The organism is Bacillus sp. bc15, from assembly GCF_900142585.1.
GTDB lineage: Bacteria > Bacillota > Bacilli > Bacillales > Bacillaceae_G > Bacillus_A > Bacillus_A cereus.
Genome location: NZ_FRBJ01000001.1, coordinates 1,222,585 through 1,243,563, shown reverse-complemented (window position 1 = coordinate 1,243,563; position 20,979 = coordinate 1,222,585). Strand labels below are relative to the sequence as shown.

Below are 20,979 nucleotides of genomic sequence, written 5' to 3'. Positions count from 1 at the left end.
TGGAGGGGAAGACGGTCAAACGATCGTTAAAGAAGAAGAGAGGTAGACGACAGTTGTCTACAACTAGGGTGGTACCGCGATAAACATCGTCCCTACTGAGCGCTCAGTAGGGACTTTTTTGTACAAAAAAATAGTAAAGGGGCAAGAGAAATGAGATACATTACAGCTGGAGAATCACATGGACCGCAGTTAACAGTTATTTTAGAAGGTGTACCAGCAGGTTTGACACTTACGGCGGAACATATTAATAAAGAATTATTAAGAAGACAAAAAGGTCATGGACGCGGAAGACGCATGCAAATTGAAACAGATACAGTTGAAATTGTAAGTGGTGTTCGTCACGGGATGACACTTGGATCACCGATTACGTTAATCGTAAAAAATGATGATTTCAAACATTGGACGAAAGTAATGGGTGCTGAGCCAATTTCTGAAAAAGAAAGTAAAGACATGAAACGTACAATTACAAAACCACGTCCAGGACATGCGGATTTAAATGGAGCAATTAAATATGGTCATCGTGATATAAGAAACGTATTAGAGCGCTCATCTGCAAGAGAAACGACAGTTCGTGTAGCTGCTGGTGCAGTTGCAAAACAAATTTTAAGCGAATTAGGCGTAAAAATTGCAGGACATGTTCTTGAAATTGGTGGAGTAAAAGCAAAACATATTTCAAACTTACCGATTGAAGAAATTCAAACGATAACTGAAAACTCACCAGTTCGATGTTTAGATAAAGAAGTAGAGCAAGAAATGATGGATGCGATTGACAACGCAAAAAGTAGCGGAGATTCAATCGGTGGTATTGTGGAAGTTATTGCAGAAGGTATGCCAATTGGCGTTGGTAGTTACGTTCATTACGATCGTAAATTAGATGCAAAACTTGCTGGTGCAATTATGAGTATAAATGCATTTAAAGGTGCTGAAATTGGCGTAGGTTTTGAAGCGGCAAGACAACCAGGAAGTAAAGTGCATGATGAAATTCTGTGGGATGAAGAAAAAGGATACACGAGAAAAACGAATAATGCCGGCGGTTTAGAAGGCGGTATGACAACAGGTATGCCAATTGTCGTAAGAGGCGTTATGAAGCCAATTCCTACATTATACAAACCGTTAGCAAGCGTTGATATTGATACGAAGGAAGCATTCCAAGCGAGTATTGAAAGATCTGATAGTTGCGCAGTACCAGCGGCGGGTGTAGTAGCTGAATCTGTTGTAGCATGGGAACTTGCAGATGCACTAGTCGAACAATTCGGAAAAGATCGTATGGAATTATTAAAACAAAACATTATGCAACACAATAACTACGCAAAAGAATTTTAATAAAAAGGTGGGTTTAACGTGCAAGTAAAAGATCAACTATCATCATTACAACCATATAAACCAGGTAAATCACCAGAACAAATGAAAGAAGTGTACGGAGATCATTCGTTTGTGAAATTAGCATCGAATGAAAATCCATTCGGTTGTTCACTGAGAGTTTTAGAAGAGTTGCAAAAATCTTGGTTGGAACATGCTTTATATCCTGACGGAGGTGCTACGACGCTCCGTCAAACAATCGCGGATAAGTTGCATGTGCAAATGGAACAAGTACTTTGTGGTAGTGGTTTAGATGAAGTCATTCAAATGATAAGCCGTGCAGTACTTAAAGCAGGAGATAATATCGTAACGGCTGGTGCAACATTCCCGCAGTACCGTCATCATGCAATTATTGAAGGCAGTGAAGTGAAAGAAATTCCTTTAAATAACGGTGTATACGATTTAGACGAAATTTCGTCAGCGGTAAATAATAATACGAAAATCGTATGGATTTGTAATCCGAACAACCCGACGGGCACATATGTGAATGAGCAAAAATTAACTCAATTTATTGAAGGCATTAGTGAAAATACGTTAATTGTCATTGATGAAGCGTACTATGAATACGTAACAGCAAAAGATTTCCCTGAGACATTACCGCTTTTAGAAAAACATAAAAACATTCTTGTACTTAGAACGTTTTCTAAAGCATACGGATTAGCTTCTTTCCGCGTTGGATATGCGATCGGACAGGAAGAGCTAATTGAGAAATTAAATGTCGTACGTTTGCCATTTAACGTATCTTCATTAGCGCAAAAAGCAGCGACGATTGCTTTTGGTGACGATGAGTTTATTGAGGAAATAGTTCGTGTGAATACAGAGGGATTACAACAATACGAAAGCTTTTGTAAGGAAAATGAAATTCCATTTTATCCATCACAAACAAATTTCATCTTCTTGCCAGTTGAGAATGCAGGAGAGATTTATGAAGCTTGTGCACATGCAGGATTTATTATTCGTCCGTTCCCGAATGGTGTCCGTATTACAGTCGGAACAAGGGAGCAAAATGAAGGAGTGATTTCAGTGTTAAAACAACACTTTGAAAATAAAAAAAGAAAGTCTCGAGATGAGGCAAATGCGTAAAAAGGTAGTTTTAATTGGAACTGGTTTAATCGGAGGCTCTCTCGCATTAGCGATTAAGAAAGAGCACGATGTAACGATAACAGGTTACGATATATTTAAAGAGCAAGTAGAGCGTGCAAAAGAATTACACGTAGTAGATGAAGTAGCAGTTGATTTACAGCATGCATGTGAAGAGGCACATTTAATTATTTTTGCTTCTCCAGTTGAAGAAACGAAGAAGCTATTACACAAACTTGCGTCATTCCGTTTACGAGAAGATGTTATAGTGACTGATGTTGGTAGTACAAAAGGGTCTATTATGAACGAAGCGGAAGCTTTATTTTCAAAGGAAGTTTCTTTCATTGGGGGACATCCGATGGCGGGTTCTCATAAAACGGGAGTTGAAAGCGCAAAGGCGCATTTATTTGAAAATGCATTTTACATTTTAACACCGATGAATCATATACCAAATGAACAAGTGGAAGACCTTAAAGTATGGTTAAAAGGAACAGGATCTCATTTTCTTGTTTTAAATACAGAAGAACATGATTATGTAACAGGGATTGTTAGTCATTTCCCGCATCTTATCGCAGCAGGTTTAGTAAAGCAAGTTGAGAAACATGCAGGAGATAATCCGCTCATTCATCAACTCGCTGCTGGAGGTTTCAAAGACATTACACGTATCGCATCTAGTAGTCCTAAAATGTGGAGTGATATTGTAAAGCAAAATCGAGAGCATTTAATGGTATTATTAAAAGAGTGGATCTCTGAAATGGAAGGTTTATATAAGACAGTTTCTACCGGAGATGCAGGCGAGATTCAAAACTATTTTGCAGATGCGAAAGAATACCGTGATTCTTTACCAGTAAGAAAGAGTGGTGCAATTCCTGCCTATCACGACTTATACGTTGATGTATTAGATAAGGTGGGGGCATTGGCTCATATTACGAGTATTTTAGCGCGCGAGGAAATTAGTATTACGAACTTGCAAATATTAGAAGCGCGTGAAGGACTGCTTGGGGTATTACGTATTAGTTTCCAAAGGGAAGAAGATCGTATGAAAGCAAAGCTAGCGCTTGGAGAAGAAGAATACCAAACTTATGAAACAATTTAAATGAGAAGGTGAAAAACGTGAAAGAAAGAACAATACAACCTGTTAATAACGGATTGAATGGCAATATTACAATCCCAGGTGATAAATCCATTTCACACCGTGCTGTTATGTTCGGTTCGATTGCAGAAGGGAAAACAACAATTAAAGGTTTCTTGCCCGGTGCAGACTGTTTAAGTACTATTTCATGTTTTAAAGAAATGGGAGTAGAAATTACGCAAAACGGTGATGAAGTTATTGTAGTTGGTAAAGGATTAGAAGGTTTACAAGAACCGAAAGCTGTATTAGATGTTGGTAATTCTGGTACAACAATTCGATTAATGTCAGGTATATTAGCTAACACACCATTTTTCTCTTGCGTACAAGGTGATGAGTCTATCGCAAAAAGACCGATGAAGCGTGTAACAAACCCATTAAAACAAATGGGTGCAAACATTGACGGCAGAGAAGAAGGAACATTTACACCGCTAACAATACGTGGCGGAGATTTAAAAGCAATTGAATATATTTCTCCTGTTGCAAGTGCACAAGTAAAGTCAGCTATTTTACTTGCAGGTCTTCGTGCAGAAGGTGTAACAGCTGTTACAGAACCACATATTTCACGCGACCATACGGAAAGAATGCTTGAAGCATTTGGTGTTAAAGTAACTCGCGAAGGGAAAACAGTGAAGCTGTCAGGTGGACAAAAATTAACAGCAACAGACATTCAAGTGCCAGGTGACGTATCATCAGCAGCATTTTTCTTAGTAGCAGGTGCAATCATCCCAAATAGTAAACTAGTATTACAAAATGTAGGAATGAATCCAACTCGTACAGGTATTATTGATGTTTTAGAGAAAATGGGTGCTACGTTCACTGTAGATCTAATTAACGAAGGGGCATCAGAACCAGCTGCAAATATTACAATTGAAACATCTTCATTAAAAGGAATTGAAATTGGCGGAGATATTATCCCTAGATTAATCGATGAGATTCCTGTAATCGCATTAGCGGCAACGCAAGCGGAAGGAATTACAGTAATTAAAGATGCACACGAATTAAAAGTAAAAGAAACAAATCGTATTGATACAGTCGTTGCTGAGTTAACGAAACTAGGAGCTCGCATAGAAGCAACTGATGACGGCATGATCATTTACGGAAAATCAGCTCTAAAAGGCAATACAGTAAATAGTTATGGTGATCATCGCATCGGAATGATGCTTGCGATTGCTGGCTGCCTGGCAGAAGGAAAAACAATTATTGAAGATGCAGAAGCAGTAGGTGTATCATATCCTACATTCTTTGATGAACTTCAAAAGTTAGCTAAATAATAAGGATGGAAAGCAGATACGTGATGTATCTGCTTTTTTTGTTAAAACGTCTTTCTAATTTCACTTACCGAACTACAATAGAAAGAATTGTGATACAATTCAAACAGGGAATGGAGGAGAATTATATGAATGTCATACAATTAAAAGAAGATAAGTTCAGAGAAGCATTATGTTTATCAGAATACGCTTTTCAATATAAAGTAGATGAGGAACGATTACAGCAGCAACTTACAAAGATGAAGGAAAGTCATGAAATATACGGCATTATGGAAGGGGAAGACTTAGCAGCAAAACTACATCTTATTCCGTTTCATATTTACATAGGTAAAGAAAAATTTAAAATGGGTGGCGTTGCAGGGGTAGCGACGTATCCTGAGTATAGAAGAAGTGGGTATGTAAAAGAGCTACTTCAATATTCACTTCAAACGATGAAAAAAGATGGCTATACAGTCTCTATGTTACATCCATTTGCGGTTTCATTTTACCGTAAATACGGCTGGGAACTTTGTGCGAATTTAGTCACATGTCATATGACTAAGAGCGATTTAGTGATGAAAAAACAAGTAAATGGCACTGTGAAACGTTTCAATAAAGAAAATCATCCAGAAGAAGTCGAGAAGCTCTATGAAGCATTTGCAGAACGTTTTTCAGGTATGTTAGTTCGAGAGAAGAACTGGTGGTTTCAAGCGGTTTATGATGATTTAACATTAGCGATTTACTATGATGAAAATAAAAAGGCAGCCGGTTACATGTTATACAAAATAGAAAACTATAAAATGACAGTAGAAGAATTTGTACCACTGCATAATGAAGCACGAAATGGTCTGTGGAACTTTATTTGCCAGCATGATTCTATGATTAAAGAACTTGAAATGACAGTAAGTGAAAACGAACCGTTGCTATATTCATTGCAAGAGCCACGCGTGAAGACAGAAATAAAACCATATTTTATGGGAAGAATTGTAGATGTAGAGCAGTTCTTAAAACAATATGAGTTGAGCTGGAACAATGTACAGCAAGAAGTGATTCTACACATTACAGACGCATTTGCTCCGTGGAACAACGTATCAGTGAGGCTTGCGAATCATGAAATAACAATTATGAAAGAGGAAACAATAAATAAAGGAATTAAGCTGGATATTAACGCATTATCTACAATAATGTTTGGCTACAAGCGTCCGTTAGAACTTAATGAACTAGAATTCATTAGCGGAAGCGAAGAGGAAATACAAGCATTTGAGAATATAGTTCCAGTACGTAAAGCTTTTATTTATGATTTCTTTTAAGCTTTAAATAGGAAATGGGGCTGTCCCAAACAAAATTTGGGACGGTTTTCTCTTTGGTTCTCGTTTTTGTCGGTAAGTCGATGTATTCTAAAAACCGCTGATATAAATTGATTCACAAACAAGGGATTAAAATTGCAACTATACGTAGTTACGCACTTGACTTTTAGTCCTTGTAATTTATAATTAAAAACGGAATGAATTTTCATTCCTAAAAATAGAGGTGGAAAAAATGGCTAAAAACAAACAAGAGGATATTTTTGATGCTGCGATGCAACTTTTTGCAGAGCGTGGTTACGATGGTACGACAATTCCAATGATCGCTGAAAAGGCAAAAGTCGGTGCGGGTACTATTTATCGCTATTTTGAAAATAAAGAGGCACTAGTTAACTCATTATTTTCAAAAAGTATGTTAGAGCTTTCTGAAATGATAAAAACAGATTTTCCTGTTGAAGCAAATATTCGTGAACAGTTTAGTCATACGTACAACCGTTTATTTGAATTTGCGAGAAACAATGTGGACGCTTTTTTATTTACAAATTCTCACTGTGACAGTTATTTTCTTGATGAACAAAGTAAGAAAATATTTGACGATTTTATAGGCTTCTTTATGAATATTATTGAAGATGGAATCGCAAAAGGTTTTCTTCGTCCATTGCCTCCAGTTGCTTTAATTATTATTGTATATCAGCCGCTAGAAGCATTAACGAAAGTAATTGCAACAGGGCAATTAGAATACTCGAAAGAGTTAGTAAAAGAATTGGAAGAAAGCTCTTGGAATGCTATTAGAATCATTTGATTCTATAGCTTTATAAGGACAGGAATGAATATTCATTCCTAAATAGATTTAAAAAATGAAAGTAGGAGAGGGTATTTGTGCAACCAAAGGAATGAACATTCATTCCGGAAAAGATTAGTTTAATAGGGTCTATAGAATAAATCAATAGAATGATAGGAATGAACGTTCATTCCTAAAAATAGTTTCAAAATAATAGGAATGAATATTCATTCCGGAACTAACATTATACTTTCAAAACGGGAGATGATTAAAATGAGTAAGCTAAAAAATTGGAGAAGTTTATCTTTTCTATTATGGATAGTTATTACTATTACAATGATCGTAACGATGCCTAATATGGATAAATTAGTGAAAGAAAAAGGGCATATTACGATTCCGAATACAGAGCAAAGTAGTATCGCTGACAAAATGATAAGAGAGATGGATAAAGACGGGACAGAAAAATATGATGTTATAGCTGTTTTTAATAGTGGAAGTAAAGCAGCTTTAACAACTGAGCAAAAAGATGAAATAATAAAAACAATCAACGCTTTACAAAATGAAAAAGAGCAATTAGGAATTAAGGAAGTTGTTTCACATTTAGATAATAAAGACTTGGAAAAACAATTGATATCTAAAGACAATACGACCATTTTAACGCAAATTTCTGTAGATAAAAAACATGGTGAAATATCAAAAATTGCGAATGGGCTTCATAATAAAATTAAACCGAAGGGAGTTAAAACGTACTTAACAGGAAGTGATTTAATAGCGGGTGATTTTCTTACATCCTCTCAAGAGGGAGTGAAAAAGACAGAAGTTATTTCTATCATTTTCATTTTAGTTGTATTAATCATTGTATTTCGTTCACCAATTGTTCCAATCGTTTCTCTGCTTACAGTGGGTGTATCATATTTAGTTTCAATGGGGATTATTGCCCATCTAGTAGATCAATTTAATTTTCCGTTTTCTAACTTTACACAAGTGTTTGTAGTTGTTGTCCTGTTTGGGGTTGGAACAGACTATAACATTTTATTATATACAAGGTTTAAGGAAGAATTAAGTAAACAAGAAAATGCATTTTTAGCTACGAAAGAAACGTTTAAATCGGCAGGGAAAACCGTTTTATATAGTGGGATAGCAGTACTAATTGGTTTTGCATCTCTTGCTTTAGCGAGTTTTAAATTATATCAGTCTACTTCAGCCGTAGCAATTGGTGTCGCAGTATTATTACTCGTATTAACTACGTTAAATCCATTTTTTATGGTGCTTTTAGGAAAAGGAATGTTTTATCCAGTAAAAACATTTAAAGGTCATGAGGATAGTCGTTTATGGGGATTTCTTGCGAAAAACTCAGTAGTAAGACCATTCGCAGCTTTAATCATTGTATTTGTGATATCGATTCCTTTCCTAATGAAATATTCTAACACACTAAATTACAATGATTTATTTGAAGTAGATAATAAATATGAATCGAAAAAGGGGATTAACGTAATAGAAGAACATTTTCCACCTGGTTTTTCTTCACCAAGTACGTTAGTCATTCAATCGGATAACAAGTTAGACGAGGCGAGTTCTCTTCAAACTTTAGATGAACTAACTGATAAGATTTTGAAAGTGAAAGGTGTGTCAGAAGTATATTCACCGACGCGTCCAACTGGGGAAAGGATAAAAGAACTATATATAAATAAACAAGCTGGAGAACTAAATACGGGGTTAGGAGATGCCAATGGTGGTATAAAGGACATTAATGATGGGTTAACTGCTGCGAAAGATAAAATGGGTAGTAAAGACTCAAATAGTCTTGCAAACGTTCAAAAGTTAATTGATGGAACAAACGAAGCGAAAAACGGTGTAACGGCATTAGGAACAGCTTTACATCAACTATCAAGTGGTATAAATGACGGAGCACAAGGTGCGCAACAAATTGAGGGTGGATTAACTTCAGTAAATGAAAATATAAATGTTTTATCTAATGCAACTTCACAACTTCATGCTGGTTATGCACAGTTAGAAAAAGGTTTAAGCTCTTACGATCAATACTTCGGAAGTATTTCTCAAGCAATTGATGGTGCGAAAAAAGGTTATGAACAAATTGAAGTGTTAATGACCAATTTTATTCAAACGAAACCAGAATTAGCAAATGATCCGAACATACTACAAACGATAGGAATTGCTAAAGAGGCTCAGAAGCAATTAGGTGTGCTTTCAAATGAATTAAATCAATTAGCAACGCATCATAAAGCGGCGATGGGCTCATTTAAAGAAGCGAATCAATCGTTATTGAAAGTGGATAACGGTTTAAAAGAAATGAACAATGGAGTTACTAAATTACAAAAAGGAGCAGCTGATCTTAAAAATGGATTAGATGAAGGTGCTTCAGGTTCTAAACAAATTGCGAACAAGTCATCTGAGTTACAAACCGGATTAACAAAAATAAATGATGGGCAAGGCCAGTTATTAACCGGGCTGAAAGACTTGCAAGAACAGATGGGGCAATTACAATCAGGATTATCTAAAAGTACAGAAGGGCTCGAAAAGGTAAGTAACGGACTAGGGGATGCTCAGAAATATTTAGGAGAATTGAATGAATCAAAAAGCTCTGAGAAATTTTATATTCCAAAAGAAGTTTTAGAGGGAGAAGATTTCCAAAAAGCATTGAATACGTACATGTCACATGATAGAAAGACTGCTAAAATGACAATCATTTTAGACGTAAATCCGTATTCAAAAGAAGCGATGCCAATCATTGAAGAAATTAATAAAACGATAGACGGTACATTAAATGGTACAGAATTAAAATCAACAAAAAAAGCGATCGGCGGTACAACAGCAAGAAACGTTGATTTAAAAGAAGTAACGGGCCAAGATTTCTTACGTACAGCTACAATTATGTTAATTGGAATTGCGGTTGTATTACTCGTTATTACACGGTCATTTTTAAATACAATCTTCATTATTGGATCTTTAATATTAGCTTATTTTGCATCACTTGGTATAAGTGAACAAATTAGTACACACATACTAAACGTAGAGTCATTGAGCTGGAATGTACCATTCTTTAGTTTTATAATGATAGTCGCTTTAGGTGTGGATTATAGCATTTTCGTAATGATGAGATACAATGAGCTAGAGGGGGACCCAGCAACGAAAATTGTAAATGCATCTCGTCACATAGGAGGAGTCGTATTATCAGCGGCACTTATTTTAGGTGGTACATTTGCTGCATTAATCCCTTCAGGTGTATTGACGCTTATACAAGTAGCATCTGTTGTTGGTGTTGCACTGTTATTATTAGCTATTATTGTGATGCCAATATTGATACCTGCGTTAATAGGGTTAACGAATAAAATGAAGAATTATACGAAAAAATTAAGTAAAAGAAAGTAAAAGAATCCCCTTTTAAAAGGGGATTCTTCTTATTTAATAAATTTGTCCATCACATCTTTATATTTTGCGAATTTTTCATCTTTCATATCTCTGTTCATTATGAAAGATGCTTCTATATAATATTATTTCGTTAAAAACGTACATTTTATTCAAGATAGAAAAGGGATGAATAGTAATCAACCGTTGCTATTCATCCAGCTTCTACTATATAATAGCTATAGTCTACAATAATTGAGTCGTAATATGCGATTTTTTAAGACAATCGGTGAGAAAACGCTGAAATAAGCGGTATTAGTAGGAGGACACAAATGATTACAGTAAGTAACGTTAGTTTGCGTTTCGCGGATCGCAAATTATTTGAAGATGTTAACATAAAATTCACGCCAGGTAACTGCTACGGTTTAATCGGAGCAAACGGTGCTGGTAAATCAACATTTCTAAAGATTTTATCTGGAGAAATTGAACCATCAACAGGTGATATACATATTACGCCAGGTGAGCGTCTAGCAGTATTAAAACAGAACCACTTCGAATATGAAGAGTTCCCAGTATTAGAAACAGTAATTATGGGTCACACGCAACTTTACAAAGTAATGCAAGAGAAAAATGCTATTTACATGAAAGAAGACTTTAGTGATGAAGATGGAATGCGTGCTGCAGAACTTGAAGGTGAGTTCGCTGAGCTTAACGGTTGGGAAGCTGAGTCAGAAGCTGCAATCCTTCTAAAAGGTCTTGGTATTGGTGAAGATCTTCATGACAAAAAATTATCAGAATTGACTGGTGCAGAGAAAGTAAAAGTATTACTTGCTCAAGCATTATTCGGTAAACCTGATATTCTATTACTAGATGAGCCTACCAACCACTTGGACTTAAAAGCGATTCAATGGTTAGAAAACTTCTTAATGAACTTTGAAAATACAGTAATCGTTGTATCCCATGACCGTCACTTCTTAAATAAAGTATGTACGCACATGGCTGATCTTGATTTCGGTAAAATTCAACTTTATGTTGGTAACTATGACTTCTGGTATGAGTCAAGCCAATTAGCTTTAAAATTAACACAAGATGCTAATAAGAAAAAAGAAGAGAAAGTAAAAGAGTTACAAAACTTCATTGCACGCTTTAGCTCAAACGCATCTAAAGCGAAACAAGCAACTTCTCGTAAAAAATTATTAGATAAAATTACATTAGATGATATTAGACCATCATCACGTCGTTACCCATTCGTTGGCTTCACACCTGAGCGTGAAATAGGAAATGACTTATTAACTGTTGAAGGCCTTTCTAAAACAATTGATGGCGAAAAAGTGTTAGATAATGTGTACTTCACTTTAAATAAAGGTGATAAAGTTGCATTTATCGGTCGTAACGATATCGCGATGACAACATTATTTAAAATCCTTATGGGTGAAATGGAGCCAGATAGCGGTTCATTCAAATGGGGTGTTACAACATCTCAATCTTACTTCCCAAGAGATAACTCTAAATACTTTGAGAACAGTGACTATAACTTAGTTGATTGGTTACGCCAATTCTCTCCACAAGATGAGTCAGAAAGCTTCTTACGTGGTTTCTTAGGCCGTATGTTATTCTCAGGTGAAGAAGTTAAGAAGAACGTTTCTGTATTATCTGGAGGCGAAAAAGTTCGTTGTATGTTATCTAAAATGATGTTAAGTGGTGCGAACGTAATCACACTTGACGATCCAACGAACCACTTAGACCTTGAGTCTATCACTGCATTAAACAACGGTTTAATTGCTTTCAAAGGTACAATGTTATTCACATCTCATGACCATCAGTTCGTACAAACAATTGCAAACCGCATTATCGAAGTAACACCAAACGGTGTAATCGATAAAGAGGCAACTTACGATGAGTACTTAGAAAATGAAGAGCTTCAAAAACAAGTAGATGCAATGTACAAAGGTCAATAATATATCATGAAAAAACTCGCTCTTTTTAGAGCGAGTTTTTTTGTCGAGAAAACATAACACCACTGGTGGGGCAAATGAATAATTATTCAAATATAATATTAATGAACATGAGGATTTTTCATGTACGGAAGAGATGTAATGACTTTAAGATTTAGTTGAAGCAGGGGAATGTAAGGTGAGCAATATAATTAAATAACATTATTTTATCATGTGAAATATGTACCAAAATTGGAGATAGAATAGTTTGCGAATGAGTTTATAAAGGTATATAGTATGGGATGTCATAATTAGTGGATGAATCTTGGGAGAAAACAGGAAATGTTACAAATTTATTTTGTTAAATAGAAACCAAGGTCAAAATGTTTAAAAAGAAATAGTTGAATAAATACTAGCTTCAAATTATAATTACTAATATTCTTCATATAGTTAAATAAAGATAATCTATTTGAAGAAGAAAATTTGAATAGAGAGACAGACTTATAAAAAATAAGCCTTGGATGATTAAAAGAGGTGGAGAAATGAAACAGTTCTTATTAAAGAGCAAAAGTGTGTTAAGCAATCATTTTGGATTCTTTCTGTTTGCCGTTATTTTATTGTGGCTCAAAACGTATGCAGCCTATGTAACGGAATTTAATTTAGGAATTTCAAACACAATCCAAAAATTCTTGCTGTTTTTCAACCCGCTTAGTTCAGCAGTTCTATTTTTAGGACTTGCATTATTTGCAAAAGGGAAACGATCTTATATTTGGTTAATCGTTATCAACTTGTTATTGTCGATTCTTTTATACGCAAACGTAGTTTACTATCGCTTTTTCAGTGACTTTATTACGTTCCCGACATTAACACAAACGAATAACTTTGGAGATTTAGGTGGTAGTATTCTTGCGTTGCTACATCTTTATGATCCACTATACTTCTTAGACACGATTATATTAATTGTGTTAGTCGCAACAAAATTCGTAAATCCAAAACCAATTCGTGTTGCGAAGCATAAATTATCTCTAGTATTTGTAGCAGGTATTTTATTATTCAGTGTTAACTTAGGTCTTGCAGAATCCGACCGTCCTGAATTATTAACAAGAACATTCGATAGAAATTATATTGTGAAATATTTAGGGGCATACAACTATACAATTTACGATGGTATTCAAAGTGCGAAAGCATCAACAGAACGAGCATTAGCTGATGGGGATAATATGACAGAAGTAAGAAATTATTTAACATCAACTTATGCAAGTCCAAATCCTGAGTATTTCGGTAAAGGAAAGGGAATGAACGTAATTTATATTCATTTAGAGTCATTCCAAAACTTCTTAATCGATTACAAATTAAATGGTCAAGAAGTTACACCGTTCTTAAACTCATTTACAAAAGATGCGAATACACTATACTTTGATAACTTCTTCCATCAAACAGGACAAGGGAAAACATCTGATGCGGAGTTTATGTTAGAGAATTCAATGTTTGGTTTACCGCAAGGTTCTGTCTTTACAACGAAATCTCATAATACGTATCAATCAGCACCAGCTATTTTAGGACAACAAGGATACACATCAGCAGTATTCCACGGTAACTACAAAACATTCTGGAACCGTGACGATATTTATAAATCATTTGGTTTTAATAAATTCTTTGATGCGTCATACTATGATATGAATGAAAAAGATGTAGTAAACTACGGATTAAAAGATAAACCGTTCTTTAATGAATCTATTCCGTTATTACAAACGTTGAAACAACCGTTCTATACGAAGTTTATTACGTTATCGAACCATTTCCCTTATCCAATCGATAAGGCAGAAGCAACGATTGAACCAGCGACAACAGGCGATTCATCAGTAGATACGTACTTCCAAACAGCACGCTATTTAGATGAATCTGTAAAAGGTTTCATCGATTACTTGAAACAATCTGGTTTATATGATAACTCAATTATCGTTATGTACGGAGACCATTACGGTATTTCAGATAATCATAACGCAGCAATGTCAAAAGTAATGGGTAAAGAAATGAACTCATTTGAAAATGCACAGTTACAACGTGTGCCTTTAATCGTTCGTGTACCAGGAGTGAAAGGTGGCGTACAACATCAATATGGCGGTGAAATTGACGTTCTTCCTACGTTATTACACTTACTAGGTACAGATACGAAAAACTATGTTCAATTCGGTTCAGATTTATTATCACCAGAGCATAAACAAGTCGTTGCGTTCCGTAACGGTAACTATGTAAGCCCAACTGTTACTGCACTGAACGGCAAATACTATGATACAACAACTGGAAAACCTGTAGAATTTACAGATGAAATAAAGAAAAATGAACAAATGGTTCAAAACTCACTAAAATACTCTGACCAAGTCGTAAATGGTGACTTATTACGATTCTACACACCGGAAGGATTCACTCCAGTAGATCGTTCGAAGTATAACTATAACAATCGTGATAAAAACAAAACGAAGGTAAAAACGACTCCGGAAGGGGAAGCTAAATAAATAATAAAAAGCGTTATTCATATGAATAGCGCTTTTTATTTGTAAATATACCATCATTATTAGACAGAACTAGCTGTTGCTTTTTGTTTTGCCTTTCCGAAGAAAACTACACCGACGATGATAATAATGATAAATGCCCATTTAATGAAAGGGTTACTTTCGAAAAATCCAGCAAACCATTTCTCATCTACAATCATTTTTGCAGCAGTATAAGCTAAAACGGCTGCTCCAATCGTAATGATGACAGGAAAACGATCCACCCATTTTAAAATCAATGTACTGCCCCATACGACTACAGGAATAGAAACTAATAGACCAATGATTACTAAAGAAAAGTTACCATGGGCAGCTCCTGCAACAGCGAGTACATTATCAATGCCCATTAACGCATCAGCGATAATAATGGTTTTAATAGCAGACCAAAATCCTTCTTCGGCTTTAATATCATGATTTTTGCCCTCAGCAATCAACTTGTAAGCGATCCATATAAGAAGTATACCGCCAATTAGGAGTAAACCAGGTATTTTTAATAACCAAACGACAACTAAGGTAGCGAGGGCTCTAATAGCGATTGCCCCGACAGTACCCCATATAATAACTTTTTTTTGTTGGTCTTTCGGTAATCTTCTTGCTGCTAATCCAATTACGATGGCATTATCTCCGGCTAACACTAAATCGATTACAATGATGGCAAGCAAGGCAGACAAATATTCAGATGAGAGAAACTCCATATACATATCACTCCTTATGGTTAATATGTGCTAAAGTGTTGATAATATAAAAAGGGTTGAAATTTTATATTCAATCCATAATTTCTTACTATATTTTGATAAATCTGTTTTAATTTCGTATAAGTCGCTTTTGCAATCTTTTTTGTTTTTCGATTCTTTTTCTTAATTTTCGATTCATCTTTTTAATACGGTTTTCTTTTCTACTATCCCAGTTATCACTTCTGATTTCATTAATAGATGTATCTTCCTTAGCGCGAAAACGCCTTACTTTTTTTACGAAGGAAAGGGGGATGTTGCCGATAACACCTTGTTTTTCTAACGAATCCTCTTTACCTAGACACCAATCAGGATGAGATAATAAATAATCGAAATCAAATATTATCTCGTATTTTTTATCCATATATGTATACCATTCATCTAAAGTACACTTATTTTTTGTATGTAAATATATTGATCCATCAGTCATAGCGCAGCACCAATAGTCAAAATAGCTCCATAGTACCCATTCTTTCGGTACATCTAGTGTTAAAATTACCATTTTTGAATTTGTTCTACCCCAAGCTTTATGATTTCGATTTGGGTAATTATTTGCTTCCCAGACCCAAATAGGATAGTTACCTTCGTAATGAAGCAATCTTGTTTTAGCAACGCGCACCATCCAGTCATATGAATATAAATCGTCTGGATCGATGAATTCTTTATTACTTTCTAAATAACCAAGTTTCTTAAATTGTTTCCAAGCTTCTTCAGTTTGTACTGTATATACGATCATATGGCACCTACTTATTTAAACTAAATTTTAGTATAACATGTGATTTTGAATTTTTATTGATATTAGAGAAGGGGGAATTTGAGTCGAATATACGAGGAGTAATTCCAAAAACGACAAAAAGACTTGATTCCCAGCTAAAGGGAATCAAGTCTTTTCATTACATACGATTATCATGCCAGAAGTTTAATGGGAAATGTTCGTTCTCATTATATGCTTCTAATTCATATCCTTTTTCTTTCAGTCCTTTAATAATTCCAGGTACTGCTTTTACTGATTGTGGATGAATATCATGCATAAGGATAACTTCTGTTGGATTTGTAGCACCATGTAACACGTTCTCTACAATTTTAGCAGATGCAGCATCAACTTGCATTTTGTTGTATTTCCAGTCTAAAGAATCAATTGTCCAATCCCAAACTTTTAAGCCATTTTCTACAACTTTGTTGCGAAGAGCTTCGTTTAATCCTGGCATAGAGCCGTAAGATGGACGAGTTAATACTGGTGATTTACCTAAAACACCAGCGATTAAGCCTTGGTCTTCCTTCATTTCATCTACGTAATGACCTTCTGTGTAAAGTTTCTTGTAGTTATGAGTCATACTGTGCATCCCAACGTAGTGGCCTTCAGCATCTTCGCGTTTTACAAGATCAGGGAAAGCTTTTACGTTTGAACCAATTAGGAAGAATGTTGCTTTTGCATTTTCTTTCTTTAACATATCTAAAAGCTCAGCTGTGTATTTTCCAGGACCATCATCAAATGTTAAATAAGCGACTTTTCTAACTTGCCCGTTATAATGTTTAGGAGCTTCTTTCGGAGCAAGAGATGTTTGAATCTCACTTACAAGTTGAACAGATTTTGCTTCATCCTCTGTACTAGCTAGAGCAGTATGTATTGATCCCAAAGCCGCTTCGTATGTGAATAATACCCCCGCACAAACTAACATAGCCCTTTTTACTAAAGTTGTCATTCGAATTCCATTGTGCATAATTTTCCTTCTCTCTATAAAAGTTCTACTCTACTATATTAGCAATTATAGGTAGGGAAATGCAAAAAAACTTTTTTACAAGTGTAAAAAAGTTTATTCAAAAGTATGCAAGATTTTATATCAATTGCAGTTTTGAAAAATAGGATGAATTTAAACTTTATTATTTAAACTTTCAATCATCAAATTTAAATCTTCTAATAAGGATGCATGCGCTTTTTTAGGAGAACCTGTATCAAAGGGAGGCTGAGGGTCGTATTCTAACATGAGTTGAACTGCTTTGCTTTTTTCATCTCCAAATTCCCAAGCTATTAACTGAAGGGCCATATCAATACCTGCAGATACACCAGCAGCTGTTATAATTTTTTCATGGCGCACGAATCTCTCTTCAGTTGGAATAGCTCCGAGAGAACGAAGTAAGTTAAAACAGCTCCAATGACTAGTAGCATTAACACCATTTAGTAGACCAGTAGCACCTAAGATTAAGGAGCCCGTACATACAGTTGTAGTCCACTTTGTCGTTTTATGTATTTGGAGAATCCAATTAAGAGTTTCTTCATCCTTCATAAGTTGTGTAAAGTTTGGTGGACGACATCCGGGAATAATAAGAATATCTGCTGAAGTAATTTCATTAAAATTGTAATCAGCATGTAAATAGCCCATTTTCGAATCTAATTTTATTAATCCCTTCGTTTTAGCAACAAATTTTATGTTGTTGTTGCTTTCTGCAGCAAATACTTCGTATGGACCAATAGCATCTAATGCAGTAATTCCATCATAGAGCATAATAACGATTTCCATTAAAACCTCTCCTTTATTTGTTACGAATTGAATCTAGTAACGATAAGGAAGATAAAATTATTGAATATTCTTTTATCGTTACTTTAAATATACTATACCCCTAATGTGTATCGCTTAGTGCAACTGTGTCAAAGGTGTGACGAAATCTATGAATAGGTTCATTTATTTTGAAAAGATGTATTCACTTATTTAATGGGTAAAAGTTTAATTTACTTGAAATTTCTATTAAAAACGATATGCAACTTTCACAGAAAGAAGAAATGAAAAATATAGTACTTAGGCTAAAGTCTTAAAACGAAAGGAGACTAATCATACTTTCGTATCATTTCATTTTCGTTCCAATTATTGATTCGAATATTTTTGTTTTTTATTAAAATATTGGTAAAGAAACAATTACATGAAAAAAGGAGTGGGAATATGGATAATTATATTTGCACTACATGTGGAGTACAGTATCCCGAAAATGAAGAAGCACCTTCTCGCTGTAAAATTTGTAATGAGGAAAGACAATATGTTAATCCAATTGGGCAGTCATGGACAACATTAGAAACGATGCAAAATAGCAATTTATACAAAAACGAAATAATAAAAGAAGAAAGCGGTTTGTATAGCATTACTACTAAACCTAAATTTGCGATTGGACAAACAGCATTTTTAATACAAAGTAAAACTCTAAATGTTATGTGGGATTGCATTAGTTATTTAGATGATAAAACGATACAACGTATATATGATTTAGGTGGTATTCAAGCAATAGCACTTTCTCATCCACATTATTACTCTACACAAGTTAAATGGGCGGAAACATTCAATGTACCTATTTATATTCATGAAGATGATAAAGAGTGGGTGGTTCGTCCGAGTAAGCAAATTAAATTTTGGTCTGGGGAGCATCTGATATTATCGGAAGAACTTACATTGCATCGCTTAGGAGGCCATTTTAAGGGGGGAACTGTTATACATTGGAAAGACGGTAATGAAGGGAAAGGCATTTTGTTATCAGGTGATATTATACAAGTAGTTTCGGATCGAAAATGGGTAAGTTTTATGTATAGTTATCCCAATCTCATTCCATTACCAGCGAATAAAGTTAGAGATATGGCAGAGAAGGTAAAAGATATCCAATTTAGTCGACTATATAATGCATTTCATGGTGTGGTGGAAGATGCGAATAAAGCTGTACAAAGATCTGCTGATCGGTATATAAAGGCCCTGCAAGGAGAACTATTTCATACGTAATAGCTTGTAATTCATCTCTACATTTATATAACTAATTTTATATGAATTTTATACTAAAGTCCTATTGTTTATTAACTAATAGGTCTTTCAACTTAGGAAGTTCACACTAATGAGGGATGTTAAAGGGAATATATGTAACCTATACTAATTACTATAAAGCTTTGGAAAATGAAAAGGAGGAGATTTACATGAAGAATTGGGTTCAATTTAGAATTGCAAGACCAACAGATAAATTTGAAGAAGTGATAAATTTTTATGAAACAGGATTAGGTTTAAAACGTATAGGGGAATTTCACAATCATGAAGGATATGATGGGGTTATGTTTGGCTTACCAGATGAAGAGTATCATTTGGAGTTTACTACACATGTTAATGGAAGTCCATGTCCGGCACCGACAAAAGATAATTTACTAGTTTTTTATATGCCTAATAAAGATGAAATTGAAAAGATAGTGAATCGATTAAGTAATATGGGCTATCATGAGGTGGAGCCAGAGAACCCGTATTGGATAGAGAAAGGAACCACAATAGAGGATCCAGATGGTTGGAGAATTGTGCTTATGAATGCATCTGAATAAAGAAACTATTTTCATATGAAATAGAGTGTAACAAAATGATTTAGACATAAATCCCTACAGTGTTTGTAGGGATTTTTATATAAGAAGATCTTATTGAGAGAGTTATTAAAATGTAGAAAGTATTTTGGCTGAGAACAAATGTAATAAACATAATTTATGAAGGAGGTATAAAAGTATGATAGTAAACCATTTTGAAGCGTTTTCTAAACATGTTGGAAATACACCTCTCATGAAATTAAAATGCGAAGAAACGAAGGACCTTTCTATCTATGCTAAATGTGAATGGCACAATCCTACAGGATCGATTAAGGATAGGGCAGCACTTGGAATGATTAATAAATATTTACAAGAAGCGGACAAAAAACAAAATATTTTAGAGTATAGTGGTGGAAGCTTAGCGAGGTCAATTGGGTGTATTTGTAATTATTTAGGGATTCAATGCACGTTAGTTTTAAGTTCTGGAACCGGTAAATCTCTATTAAATGAACTTGATCGTTATGGTGCTAACGTAATCTTAGTTGATAAATGTAAAGGGTTCTACGCAGTAATTGAGAAAACAGTAGAGATTAGTAAACAAAATCCAGAATTATACTTTTTATTCCAACATTATAATAATGCAAATCTAGTAAGTCATATAGAAGGTACAGGGCGAGAAATTATTGCACAAATGATTGGAAAACCAATACATGCATGGGTAGCATCTGCTGGTACTGGTGGAACTCTAATGGGAGTCTATACAGCAATAAAGAATTATACAAAAAATGTTGAACTACATTTAGTAATGCCTGCTGAATTGCCTTATGGTTCGGAACAACCACCAAATGATTTAAAGAAATATGCTGGATCAGGTGGGTTCGGCTTAGGAAGGAAACAACATTTCATAGAACAGGAAGAAAATTTGATAGAAAAACAATGGACTTATTCATATGAAGATACCCTGTATGAAATAGCACGTTTTTACAAAGATACTGGTATAAAAATAGGAACTTCTGCGGCAGCGAATTTATTAGCAGCTAAAAAAATTGGGAAAGAAAAAGGTGCGAATTTTAATGTAGTTACAGTTTTTCCGGACGCAGGGTCAATAGAAGAGTGGTCAGATGTAAAAAATTTAGTTGAAAAAATAGGTGATTGAGAGGACCATTAAAAGTTCTTTCGTA

At 34.8% G+C, this 20,979-nt stretch carries 16 protein-coding genes and 1 other annotated feature (1 of these 17 only partly in view); of the genes, 12 read left to right on the top strand and 4 right to left on the bottom strand.

What is annotated here, in order from left to right:
* Positions 1–97, top strand: a binding site (T-box leader) (it extends 123 nt beyond the left edge of the window).
* 53 nt (positions 98–150) lie between these two features.
* The 9 genes from aroC (at position 151) to BUA87_RS06250 (ending at position 14,719) form a co-directional block, all read left to right on the top strand.
* Entirely contained in the window at positions 151–1,323 is a 1,173-nt protein-coding gene (gene aroC, locus BUA87_RS06290; protein WP_001269431.1) for a chorismate synthase, read from the top strand.
* Positions 1,324–1,341: 18 nt separating this feature from the next.
* Positions 1,342–2,442 (top strand): histidinol-phosphate transaminase, encoded by a 1,101-nt coding sequence (gene hisC / locus BUA87_RS06285; protein WP_072938774.1) that lies wholly within the window; start codon positions 1,342–1,344, stop codon positions 2,440–2,442.
* On the top strand, positions 2,435–3,535 hold the full coding sequence (gene tyrA / locus BUA87_RS06280) for a prephenate dehydrogenase (RefSeq protein WP_001228133.1): 1,101 nt from the start codon (positions 2,435–2,437) through the stop codon (positions 3,533–3,535). The genes hisC and tyrA overlap by 8 nt, the downstream gene beginning before the upstream one ends.
* Positions 3,536–3,552: 17 nt before the next feature.
* A complete protein-coding gene (gene aroA, locus BUA87_RS06275; RefSeq protein WP_000664625.1) occupies positions 3,553–4,842 on the top strand; it encodes a 3-phosphoshikimate 1-carboxyvinyltransferase in 1,290 nt (429 codons plus the stop codon).
* A gap of 125 nt (positions 4,843–4,967) precedes the next feature.
* On the top strand, positions 4,968–6,128 hold the full coding sequence (locus BUA87_RS06270; protein ID WP_072938772.1) for a GNAT family N-acetyltransferase: 1,161 nt from the start codon (positions 4,968–4,970) through the stop codon (positions 6,126–6,128).
* Between the two features lie 229 nt (positions 6,129–6,357).
* Positions 6,358–6,924, top strand: a complete 567-nt coding sequence (locus BUA87_RS06265; protein WP_001107300.1) for a TetR/AcrR family transcriptional regulator — start codon at positions 6,358–6,360, stop codon at positions 6,922–6,924.
* A gap of 252 nt (positions 6,925–7,176) precedes the next feature.
* On the top strand, positions 7,177–10,293 hold the full coding sequence (locus tag BUA87_RS06260; protein ID WP_000040248.1) for an MMPL family transporter: 3,117 nt from the start codon (positions 7,177–7,179) through the stop codon (positions 10,291–10,293).
* Positions 10,294–10,601: 308 nt separating this feature from the next.
* The gene (locus tag BUA87_RS06255) at positions 10,602–12,227 is read left to right on the top strand and encodes an ABC-F family ATP-binding cassette domain-containing protein (RefSeq protein ID WP_000633860.1); all 1,626 of its coding nucleotides are present in this window, start codon (positions 10,602–10,604) and stop codon (positions 12,225–12,227) included.
* Between the two features lie 518 nt (positions 12,228–12,745).
* On the top strand, positions 12,746–14,719 hold the full coding sequence (locus tag BUA87_RS06250) for a lipoteichoic acid synthase (RefSeq protein ID WP_000808777.1): 1,974 nt from the start codon (positions 12,746–12,748) through the stop codon (positions 14,717–14,719).
* Between the two features lie 59 nt (positions 14,720–14,778).
* Here BUA87_RS06250 and BUA87_RS06245 read toward each other — a convergent pair whose 3' ends face one another.
* The 4 genes from BUA87_RS06245 to BUA87_RS06230 all read right to left on the bottom strand — a co-directional run bounded on the left by BUA87_RS06245 (position 14,779) and on the right by BUA87_RS06230 (position 18,005).
* Complete coding sequence (locus BUA87_RS06245; protein ID WP_000395169.1) at positions 14,779–15,450, bottom strand: TerC family protein; 672 nt, start codon at positions 15,448–15,450, stop codon at positions 14,779–14,781.
* Between the two features lie 109 nt (positions 15,451–15,559).
* Positions 15,560–16,222, bottom strand: a complete 663-nt coding sequence (locus BUA87_RS06240) for a DUF3841 domain-containing protein (RefSeq protein ID WP_016512662.1) — start codon at positions 16,220–16,222, stop codon at positions 15,560–15,562.
* 157 nt (positions 16,223–16,379) lie between these two features.
* On the bottom strand, positions 16,380–17,207 hold the full coding sequence (locus BUA87_RS06235) for a peptidoglycan-N-acetylglucosamine deacetylase (protein ID WP_000551446.1): 828 nt from the start codon (positions 17,205–17,207) through the stop codon (positions 16,380–16,382).
* A 150-nt stretch (positions 17,208–17,357) separates the two neighbouring features.
* Positions 17,358–18,005 (bottom strand): DJ-1/PfpI family protein, encoded by a 648-nt coding sequence (locus tag BUA87_RS06230; protein ID WP_000407025.1) that lies wholly within the window; start codon positions 18,003–18,005, stop codon positions 17,358–17,360.
* Between the two features lie 417 nt (positions 18,006–18,422).
* Between BUA87_RS06230 and BUA87_RS06225 the strand changes: the two genes are divergently transcribed.
* The 3 genes from BUA87_RS06225 (at position 18,423) to BUA87_RS06215 (ending at position 20,954) form a co-directional block, all read left to right on the top strand.
* A complete protein-coding gene (locus BUA87_RS06225; protein WP_000371021.1) occupies positions 18,423–19,244 on the top strand; it encodes an MBL fold metallo-hydrolase in 822 nt (273 codons plus the stop codon).
* A 188-nt stretch (positions 19,245–19,432) separates the two neighbouring features.
* Positions 19,433–19,822, top strand: a complete 390-nt coding sequence (locus BUA87_RS06220) for a VOC family protein (RefSeq protein WP_000800663.1) — start codon at positions 19,433–19,435, stop codon at positions 19,820–19,822.
* 175 nt (positions 19,823–19,997) lie between these two features.
* A complete protein-coding gene (locus BUA87_RS06215) occupies positions 19,998–20,954 on the top strand; it encodes a pyridoxal-phosphate dependent enzyme (RefSeq protein ID WP_000636765.1) in 957 nt (318 codons plus the stop codon).
* Positions 20,955–20,979 lie beyond the last annotated feature (25 nt).